The sequence below is a fragment of the Vulcanisaeta sp. genome (genome assembly GCF_049966235.1).
GTDB lineage: Archaea > Thermoproteota > Thermoprotei > Thermoproteales > Thermocladiaceae > Vulcanisaeta > Vulcanisaeta moutnovskia.
In genome coordinates, this window is the sequence record NZ_JBMFVA010000012.1 from 45,077 (window position 1) to 54,443 (window position 9,367).

12 protein-coding genes and 1 pseudogene are annotated in these 9,367 nt (G+C 41.1%); 5 read left to right on the forward strand and 8 right to left on the reverse strand.

Annotated features, from left to right (window positions below):
* Nucleotides 1-14 precede the first annotated feature (14 nt).
* The 6 genes from ACP5L5_RS07835 to ACP5L5_RS07860 form a co-directional block, all read right to left on the reverse strand.
* Nucleotides 15-254 (reverse strand): sulfurtransferase TusA family protein, encoded by a 240-nt coding sequence (locus ACP5L5_RS07835; protein WP_048057044.1) that lies wholly within the window; start codon nt 252-254, stop codon nt 15-17.
* 113 nt (nt 255-367) lie between these two features.
* Complete coding sequence (locus ACP5L5_RS07840; protein ID WP_428762853.1) at nt 368-2,104, reverse strand: SelD-related putative sulfur metabolism protein; 1,737 nt, start codon at nt 2,102-2,104, stop codon at nt 368-370.
* Between the two features lie 5 nt (nt 2,105-2,109).
* Nucleotides 2,110-2,346, reverse strand: a complete 237-nt coding sequence (locus tag ACP5L5_RS07845) for a sulfurtransferase TusA family protein (RefSeq protein ID WP_428762867.1) — start codon at nt 2,344-2,346, stop codon at nt 2,110-2,112.
* 104 nt (nt 2,347-2,450) lie between these two features.
* On the reverse strand, nt 2,451-2,885 hold the full coding sequence (locus tag ACP5L5_RS07850) for a DsrE family protein (protein WP_428762855.1): 435 nt from the start codon (nt 2,883-2,885) through the stop codon (nt 2,451-2,453).
* A gap of 2 nt (nt 2,886-2,887) precedes the next feature.
* Entirely contained in the window at nt 2,888-3,169 is a 282-nt protein-coding gene (locus ACP5L5_RS07855) for a twin-arginine translocation signal domain-containing protein (protein WP_428762857.1), read from the reverse strand.
* A gap of 56 nt (nt 3,170-3,225) precedes the next feature.
* Nucleotides 3,226-4,065 carry an aldo/keto reductase gene (locus ACP5L5_RS07860; protein WP_428762858.1) on the reverse strand — a complete coding sequence of 280 codons (840 nt, stop codon included), beginning with the start codon at nt 4,063-4,065 and terminating at the stop codon, nt 3,226-3,228.
* Nucleotides 4,066-4,255: 190 nt separating this feature from the next.
* Between ACP5L5_RS07860 and ACP5L5_RS07865 the strand changes: the two genes are divergently transcribed.
* Nucleotides 4,256-4,657 (forward strand): Sjogren's syndrome/scleroderma autoantigen 1 family protein, encoded by a 402-nt coding sequence (locus ACP5L5_RS07865; RefSeq protein WP_428762860.1) that lies wholly within the window; start codon nt 4,256-4,258, stop codon nt 4,655-4,657.
* Here ACP5L5_RS07865 and ACP5L5_RS07870 read toward each other — a convergent pair.
* Nucleotides 4,638-5,690, reverse strand: a complete 1,053-nt coding sequence (locus ACP5L5_RS07870; RefSeq protein ID WP_428762861.1) for a single-stranded DNA-binding protein — start codon at nt 5,688-5,690, stop codon at nt 4,638-4,640. The two genes, ACP5L5_RS07865 and ACP5L5_RS07870, sit on opposite strands and share 20 nt — an antisense overlap.
* Nucleotides 5,691-5,996: 306 nt before the next feature.
* On the opposite strand from ACP5L5_RS07870, the gene ACP5L5_RS07875 reads away from it, so the two are divergent.
* The 3 genes from ACP5L5_RS07875 (at nt 5,997) to ACP5L5_RS07885 (ending at nt 8,488) form a co-directional block, all read left to right on the forward strand.
* Entirely contained in the window at nt 5,997-7,241 is a 1,245-nt protein-coding gene (locus ACP5L5_RS07875; protein ID WP_428762862.1) for an MFS transporter, read from the forward strand.
* Nucleotides 7,189-8,133, forward strand: coding sequence for a carbohydrate kinase family protein (locus tag ACP5L5_RS07880; RefSeq protein ID WP_428762863.1), 945 nt, complete (start codon nt 7,189-7,191; stop codon nt 8,131-8,133). The genes ACP5L5_RS07875 and ACP5L5_RS07880 overlap by 53 nt, the downstream gene beginning before the upstream one ends.
* A 127-nt stretch (nt 8,134-8,260) precedes the next feature.
* On the forward strand, nt 8,261-8,488 hold the full coding sequence (locus tag ACP5L5_RS07885) for a CDGSH iron-sulfur domain-containing protein (protein WP_428762865.1): 228 nt from the start codon (nt 8,261-8,263) through the stop codon (nt 8,486-8,488).
* A 32-nt stretch (nt 8,489-8,520) separates the two neighbouring features.
* Here the strand turns inward: ACP5L5_RS07885 and ACP5L5_RS07890 are convergent, their stop codons facing one another.
* Nucleotides 8,521-8,853 carry a hypothetical protein gene (locus ACP5L5_RS07890; RefSeq protein ID WP_013605426.1) on the reverse strand — a complete coding sequence of 111 codons (333 nt, stop codon included), beginning with the start codon at nt 8,851-8,853 and terminating at the stop codon, nt 8,521-8,523.
* 125 nt (nt 8,854-8,978) lie between these two features.
* Between ACP5L5_RS07890 and ACP5L5_RS07895 the strand changes: the two are divergent.
* Nucleotides 8,979-9,367 (forward strand): annotated as a pseudogene (locus ACP5L5_RS07895) (MFS transporter); the annotation flags it as partial.

Sequence of the window (9,367 nt, forward strand, 5' to 3'; positions counted from 1 at the left end):
GTGCTAATCATAGATTATTGAGTGCCTTTATGGAGCTTAATAACGACTATCCTATAATTACCATCATCCAACTGCACGGCCTCCCTAATCTCCACATTGAGAATCTTCAATATCCTCTGTATCATCATGAAGCATATGAAGTCGTCCGTTATTACCGTAAGTGTTGATCCTGCCTCAGCCTTATCCACCGCATTGGCGACGATTGTAACCGGCGTTGGACATTGAAAACCCCTAACATCAATAACACTAGTCATATTATTCACACATAATTAATGGCATGCATAAAAATGCTTATGCGTGTGCTGATTACTAACTGAGCCAATAAGTTTATAAGGCATGGTTCGTGCATGACTGATCATCAGGTTAACTACCTTATTTCGAACTCGTTGAACTCCCCATAATATTGCTTAATCATGTAATTTATAGTCTGAACTGAACCAACAGGGCTCGACCTAATCCACTCGATAAACGCCATCACATCCTCCTTACAACCCTCAGCAACTACTTCAACCGAGCCGTCTAGAAGGTTCCTCACATACCCGGTTAATCCAAGGGATAGAGCTTGCCTACGTAGTGTTGGTCTAAATCCAACACCCTGCACATTACCAAGGACCCTCGCCTCAACCCTTACCTTCTCGCACCTGACTTGTTGCCTCCTTAGGCTTCTTAATACGTCGATGTTCATAGTGAGCTTCATTAATAATGATTTACTCGTTATATACCTTGTTATGTAATCTGGCACGAATAGCTTGCCAGACCCCCTGCCCATGACCTCGCCAATTACCATGGGTTGCACATCCTCAATGCCCCTCAAATCCCTAATCAACGAATCAATAACGTCCTTACTAGCCACGATTGCTATAGCTCCATTAGTACCCGCCGTGGCATCGGTGATTATGTAGTGCTCAGCAGCGAATTTCGCAATTTCAGGTGATATTAATGGTATGTTGTACAGAGCAACATCTACATTAGCCTGCTCAGCTAATTCCTTAAATACGAATATGCCGGGTCCCGATACGTCTACCGTGGCCGCTATATGCTCGTCCTCTCTAAACGCCTCGCCTATTTCAGGTAAGTACTTACTTATCACTCTGGCTATCTCGATGTTAGGTCTTGAGAGAGAGTCCATTATTTTAGTCTTCAATTTCTCAAGATCCTCAATACTCATAACATTACGTTCAAGCTCATCCATTATTGATTCATCAACGTGAGTCGTTAAATACGTAGATATTATGGAAAGCTCGCCAAATGACCTAGTGACGAGTATCTTAAAACCGGCCTTAATATTATCATAAAACATTGGTGGTTCCTTATCTAATGTACCAACCACGGTTGCGCCCATCAATAGATAGTTAACCCTTGGTTGTATAACATCAGCATTTAATTGAAAGTCCCACTTACTACTAAATTCCTTAAAGCTCCTCGTTAACTTCTCCCTTAAATCCTCAATTGGTGCATCGTAGACTGGGTATATCGTTATACCCCTATATACACCCTTTATGAATAAATCATTTAATGCATTGCTCACTGCGGTAGCCACCTGCCTATAACTACCTGGGTCTTCTGTCGGGTCAATTATCTGTATTGTATCATTATTAGCCAATAAGTACTCATTACCGCTCTTCGTACCTATGAAGTCGATAAGGGCAAACTCAGCCTTCTCCTTAGTCGAGACTATTGAGTGACCCTTACCAATCCTAACCCGAACCGGCGAACTCCCTAACCTCCTATATAGGCTTATTATTGAACTTGCAAATTCCTTCGGTGATGATGCACGTGATTGGTGAACCTGCAATAGCAATAATGCCACTAATGGATTAATACTAATTAATTCATCCTTATTCACACCATTACCACTTATATCGTATATCCTCCTGACCAATGAGTAATCACCATTACTCCTTAGCACGGCTACATCCTCCCTTGGTTGTATCTCTATGTTCAACTTAGCTATCTCATTGTTAACAAGTGAGAGGGCTGGGTACAACGTATCGTATAGGTCAACCTTAACTGAACAACCAATGGCAAGGGATAGCAAGTTAATTCCAAGATTCAGGTATTTATCCAACCTTTCCCTAAACACACTTATTCTATCCTCCCTCATCTTAATCACCGTTTCCTAACCACAATCCTCCAGTAATTACCCTCCTGGTTAACCTCAAGAACCTCGTGACCAAGCTTCCTAACAGCCGCTGGAACGTTATCACAACTCGCTGGGTTATCAACGAGAACCTCTATTATCGAGTTCTCTTTCAACTCCTTAATAACCTTCAACGTAAAGACCTGTGGGTATGGACAGGCATAACCCCTGGCATCTAATATGTACCTATCATTACTTACTTTCATGAATTTCACGGCATTATACCAACGTAACGCTTTATATAGCCTTAAATCAGTGCTGTTTTTGCACAGTTTAACATTCATTTAAATTTAAATAAATTTATTTAAATTCAAAGCGAGACCGACTTATCACACCACTCAAGCAATTCAATGTATTTACCAATCATAACCAGTTCATCAACAATGTCAAGAAAACCACCTAAATTAACCTTAATACCCGCCAACTCAAAGGGCTGGGTACAGACATAGACCTTCACATTACCGATCTCTCTGGCCTGCCTAATCATCTCATGCCACTTGAAAAATTTACCGTTAATTACGGCATTGTTATAACCATTAATGACACCATTAATTAACATACCCAGCGAGGAATCACCTGTGTAGTTACCAATCTTATCTGCGTAATCCTTAAGGAAGACAAAGGATGCTGATTGGGTGGCATAAATGGCAACCTCATGCCCCATGCTCACTGCGCCAAGGGTTATTGTGCCTAATGTTAATAATCGATCCAACGTTGAGCCAGTGATTAGAATAAGCAACTTCATTATTAAACCCTCACTAAATGACCCTTTAAAAGCGGGAGAAGTAATGCAATCTCTGCATAGAAGAAAGTATGAAAATACGGCAGATTAGGCGTATTAATGGATGTTGTGTTTATGCCCGTGTAATTCCTTACGGCGGATATGTGCGAATTAAGCGGTGGTTGTGGTGTACCTGTGCTCTCACTATTAACCTGAGTTAACTGATTACTTACATAACCACCTAACGCGGCGAGACCACCTGCCGCTAATAATAGCTTTATGAACTTTCTCCTATCTATGAGACTCACGTGGATTACGTGGTCCTTAATTATTTATGGCTTCTTCAACATCTCCTCAAAATTTATTATAAATTAATGTTCTCCAGTTTCTCAATCTCCTCCTGACTCAATCTCCAGCCCACGGCACCAAGGTTCTCCCTTACGTGATCAGGATTTGAGGCCCTGGGTATTGGGAATACATGTTCGTGCTTAGTGATTATCCAGTTAAGGGCTATCTGGGCAGGTGTCTTTGGTCCATGATTCTTACTAACCAACTCAATGATACCCATTGGAATGCTCCTAATGAGTTTGCCATGGCCAAGTGGGTAGTAGGCTATTACGGCCATTCCGTTTTTCCTGGCGTAGGGTATTATATCCTTCTCGATGGCCCTATCCATTAGGCTATAGGGCATTTGTATGGAGGCTATTTCATACTTCTTAAGGGCGCCCTGCGCCTCGATTATTTGGTTGAGATTGAAGTTGCTTAGTCCAATGAACCTTATTAATCCGGTATCGACTAGGTACTCCATGGCCCTCATGGTCTCCGTGATTGGAATCCTCCTATTCGGGAAGTGTATTTGGTATAGGTCTACGTACTTAACACCGAGCCTTTCAAGGCTCCTCTTCGCAGCCTTTATAACGACGTCGTACTTCAAGTGCGTTGGCCAGACCTTAGTGGCTATGAACAAATCCTCCCTGTTGAAATCCTTGATAGCCTCGCCAACCAATGGTTCCGAGCCGTAAATCTCCGCCGTATCTATAAAGTTAATTCCACCATCCAGACCAACCCTAAGGGCCCTGAGCTTCCTCTCGTAGCCAGGCCTTATCCCGAGCCTTGATAGTATTATCCAGCCTGGGTCGTAGTAAGTACCCATGCCCATTATGGATACCTTAATGCCGGTCTTACCAAATACTCTATACTCCACGGATGCCGCATGTAATTAGACTCTATTAACCTTATTCCTTAGTGCAGGTATGGTCAGGTACCCCAGGATCGATCACCAGTCACATGGCATGTCACTCATCACTTAACGAAGAACCTATTCAAGGTTTAAAATACTTAACTTGGGCATTGCTTCGTTGGGTTTATAAGCAGGTTGTGTTAGTTTAGGCATCGTGAATGTTAGTAGTAGGGATTTGGTTGCTAAGAAGATGGCTCAGTTGATTAGGGCTGGGGCGACGCTGACGAGTTATACATGCCCAGTCTGCGGAACACCATTGCTTAAGTTGAAGACTGGTGAGTATTACTGCGCTAATTGTGATAGACCCGTGGTAATTGTCAAGTCTGATGCTGAGGAAAAGGAGGTCATGATTAGGTACGGCCTTATGGACATTAGGAATACGCTATATGAAAGACTTGTTATGATAAATAATGAGCTTAAGGAGACCAAGGACATTGATAGAATAAATGAGCTTGTTAGATCAATGGTGCTAATCCTAGAGGCTTATGATAAGATAACGCAAATAATTAACCAGGAACCAACAAAGACTGAGGGAACTAAGTCTGAGAAGAAATAGGGAACCTCAATAGCGCAGTTATACCACCAATACTCCTCAATCTCTCACCGCTCTCAGTACTTGATGGTATTATCACTAGGTTAGCCCTAGTCCTTAATACCATGCTAATTAAATTCCTCATTTCATAACCTTTTTCCTTATACGTCTCATCAAGAACAATCAGGGTTTCCACAGCACCAAACTCAAGCGCCTTCCTAACCTCATCGACGCCCACAGCGACCAGTCCATTACCCATACCTAACCTACTAAATACTTCATCCACATACTCCTGTCCAAGACTTATATTCAGCTTCCTAAGAACATCAACACCAACCCTCTCAAACTCATAAATACCGGCTAAACCACCCTCACCCTGCTCATGATAAATAGCCTGTATCCCCAACTTACCCAATTCCTCATTAATCACGTCCTTAGCCATTGAAAGTGTCATATGATTACCAACAACCACGATATGCGTAGGTCTCCTAACCTGTACCCACTGCTTAACCTGAGTAAGTGCGTTCCTAAGGGATCTCCTAAACCTATCAAGCGAGTCCTCACCCTCCTTACCACCACCTTGTATTGGTATTGTCCCAAGTAACTCCCTACCGAATCTACGAATGTGGGCAACCGCAACCTCCTCCATAGAGACCGAAACCAGCAATACACTTATTGATGCACCACTGAACATCTCCAGGACCTTATTAATGAATCCCCTATCAATATCGCTGGGCTTAACTAATCTATACTCAATTCCATAGGATAACTCCATTGTGTGGTGACTACCCTTGGCACCCTCAAACCACTCGGGAATTTCAATAAGCACACCTCTAACCCTAAGCGTACCTCTGAAAGCGTGGTACTCCAGGTTCTCAACCTTAAGACCAACGTAAATCCTAATCCTTTCACCCCTGGAACCTTCCCTACCTCTAAATTCCCTAACGGTCCAGCCATAAATAATATCACCAGGATCAATCAATAGGTAAATGACGTACAAATCATCCTCACTCTCAATAGTAAAATCAATCCAATTCCTATCAAGGTTTAACTTCACGATGAGTAGGCGAACCTATGCAATAAAACTCTTTATCTGCCCTGTCCCATGCATTTCCCTAGTCTTACTTTCCACAATTATCCTCAATGTAATACCCACATATTTACTATGCCATGGTAATTTTCACATATCAGACCTCCATCACCATGCATTCTAAAAAACTTCCTGTACACAAAAAATCTTACTAAACCGCCAATCATCTGCGGAATCTGATCGTTGAGCAATAAAATATTGTGCCTATGTTTTCGATAGAGCCAATAATGGTGTTTTGGTATAGCTTATAAATAGGATAGTTATCCTATTATGATGATTGAGTCTGAGAAATGGAGTAGAATTCATACGTTAGTGTTTACTGTGTTTTCAATAAGTACTATGATTGAGGCTTACATATATTCCATAGCCTATATTGCCTCAAACTGGGTCTCAGTACCAAGGCCTTTAATAGCCTTACTATCAATATGGCCACCACTTTGGTTGTTACTGGGTGGCGCCTTGATGGGCCCTCTCTCAGATACCATTGGTAGGAAGAGGAGCCTTTACATATCATTAATAATGTACATAATTGGCTCCATGGGGTTGATATTCAGTATTAACTATGTGATTTTACTGATTTCCCTCGCAATATTAATGCTTGCAGTTGGTGGTGAGTATAATACCGTGATGATCTCAGCCCATGAGTACTTCCCAAGCGGAATCAGGAGTAGGATTGTTTACCTAATACTTAACTTCACTAACCTTGGTGGCGCCCTAGCAACTGCCTTGGTCTTAATCAACATATCATCCATTATTCTTCAAAAGCTCGCACTTGGATTAACAATACTCATAGTAATACCAATACTCTATCTACTTAGGTCATTAATCCCTGAATCACCATACTGGCTTAGGGCAAGGAGATTACCCTATGATAATTCCAGGTTTGATCTAATAAAGAATAGAAATAGTAATATCACAATAAGGTTACCATCATTAACAACTAGGATAGCCATAGGCGGTTTAATTGGCTGGTCATACACAACGGGCTTCACACTATTAGTACTGACCTTTGGACCGTATTACTTCCCAAACCTCACTAATTGGCTTATTTTTGCATTCTCAATATCATCACTCATTTCAGGAATCGCCATAGGTATGCTTGCTGATACCATTAGCAGAAAGTCATTGTTACTTCTCTCATCAATAGGATCCCTAATTACCTCAATGCTTATTTTACTACTAATAAGGAGTCTCATAAACGCCCAATACATCTTCTGGATACTATTCATACTATTCTCAATTCTCATAAATACATACTTCCTAACTGAAGATACACTGAAATCTGAGTATTGGGTAACTAGGCGTAGGGGTTCCTATACTGCGATTGTTAGGGTTATATCACTGGGTGGTTCCATACCCGTGATATTCCTATCATCCTACCTACCAGTAAGTTCATACTTAATATTGGCGGCCGTAATATTTAGTGTTGGATTCGCAGCATCCCTCACCTGGTACTTAATCGGTGTTGAGACTGGCAGGGGAATTAGCATTGGTGCGTGGGAGCATGGGAAACAATGAGTTTGATTTAGTCATTCTCTCTGACTGCGTATTGGACATTTATTATAGGGTTGGGGAATTACCTATTAAGGTAGGTGATATTGCAGTATCAGATATAATCGCGTTATCGCCTGGCGGTGCATGCACAACGGCCTTAGTGACCCGTAAATTGGGCCTCAATGTCGCTGTTATTGATAAGGTTGGTGATGACCCATTCTCAGATATTCTCATTAAATACCTTAACGACAATGGTATACATACAGGCTTTATAAAGAGGGTGCATGGTTTTGTAACAATATCCAATAATATCATTACTAATAATGGACATGCATTCATGGGATACCTAGGTGTTGGCAGGGAATTAACCGTTGATGATATTGATGAGAACATAATTAAGAATTCAAGGGCTATATACATCAATGGTTTTTATGCCTCATTCACAGTAGGCATCGTTAATACATTTATTGAGACGATTAGAACTGCTCATAAACACTCAGTCCAGGTGTTTCTCGATGTAGGACCTGCCATTAATAATAGGGACTTAATAATCAGCCTAATTGGATTATCAAATACCGTCTTCATGAATGAGGATGAAATGAAGAGATTGTTCGGCGACCTGGAAAATCTGACTAATTTTACAGGTAGTACTGGTATTATTGCTATAGTGAAGTTGGGTAGTAGAGGCGCCGCCCTAGTACGTAATGGTAAAATTAAGTGGTGTAAGTCATACGACACAAGTAATATAGTGACTACGATTGGCGCCGGTGACACATTTAATGCAGCATACATTACTGGAATTATACGAGACCTGGACCCAGTTGAATCATGCAACCTAGGTAATAGGATAGCCTTCCTAAGAACTCAACACTTGACACCAATGGAACTCCCTGAAATTAGGGAAATCATTAAATGACGCACTATTTTCGTTAATAATTAGTAAAGAATTAGTATTAACTATGCTATTATTCAATGGCGATAATACATACTTTTTTCTGAACTTAGTAATAACCTTTTTAATAACGTAATCCGCACGTAGTACCGTGAGGGTTATACTTCACACGGCAAAGGGACCCTACCAATATAAAACACCCAACGGTGAATCAGTTTGGATATGCATGTGCGGTTTAAGTGATACATACCCAATATGCAGTGGTAAGCATAAGCTCGTACGTGATGAAGAAGATAATAGGATCTATACCTATGATCAAAATGGAAATAGATTAGGTATGGTAAACCTGGAGAATGTTGAGAGATTGAGGAGGGTTTGATAAAATCTCGGTAATTAGTATTCAATTTAAAATTAAAATACCAACACTTGATACCCATTGTTTATGTAATATGCCACCCTATCACCAGCAGGATGCAGCTTAATACCTATCTTCGTTAGTTCCTGGTCTATCCTCTTGTTCTTTGCGTAATTAATGCATGCACTATCGATTACGCCAGCCCTTAGTAACTTCTCGAAGTTGTCTCTGGCAGGTCCTTCAAGTCTTATTAGTCTCTCTTGGGCGGGTCCCCAGAATACAACCTTGAAGTCCTCGTACCTATTTGTTCCCACTGTGTTCGCTGCCATTGTTAATGCGAGGTCCATTTTTATATCATCGCTCATTATTAGGAAGACTACCTTTGCCATTAGCTGCGGCTTAATGCTAACATGTTTATGAGTATTTCGCGATTATTAATGATTAGTTGGCTTAATTTCATTACTTATTACTTAACGCGATTGGTTTAAAAGACATTAGGGTAACCCAAACGTTAATGATGCAGGAAGGAAAGGGCAGAGATAGGGCAACAATTCTTGGGCTAACATCGATCGGACACTTCATTAATGATGGAAATATGTGGTTAATACCCGGTATAATACTCCCAATACTTAGTCAGGTTGGTGTTAATTATGCAATAATTGGATTATTATCGGCATTATACGCGGCAATATCCGCATTGGCAAGTCCATTAGTGCCCTTGAGCATTAAGTGGCTTGGTGGACATATGAGAGCCATGGCACTTGGGATGCTCCTGTGGACATTTGCAATAGAGCTTTCTTCAATAGGCTTCTATATTCACGACCTTTTCCTTGTGTATATCGGCGTTGTTATCGCAGGTGTTGGCGCTGCTTATTACCATCCAATAGGTAGCGCCTTACTATC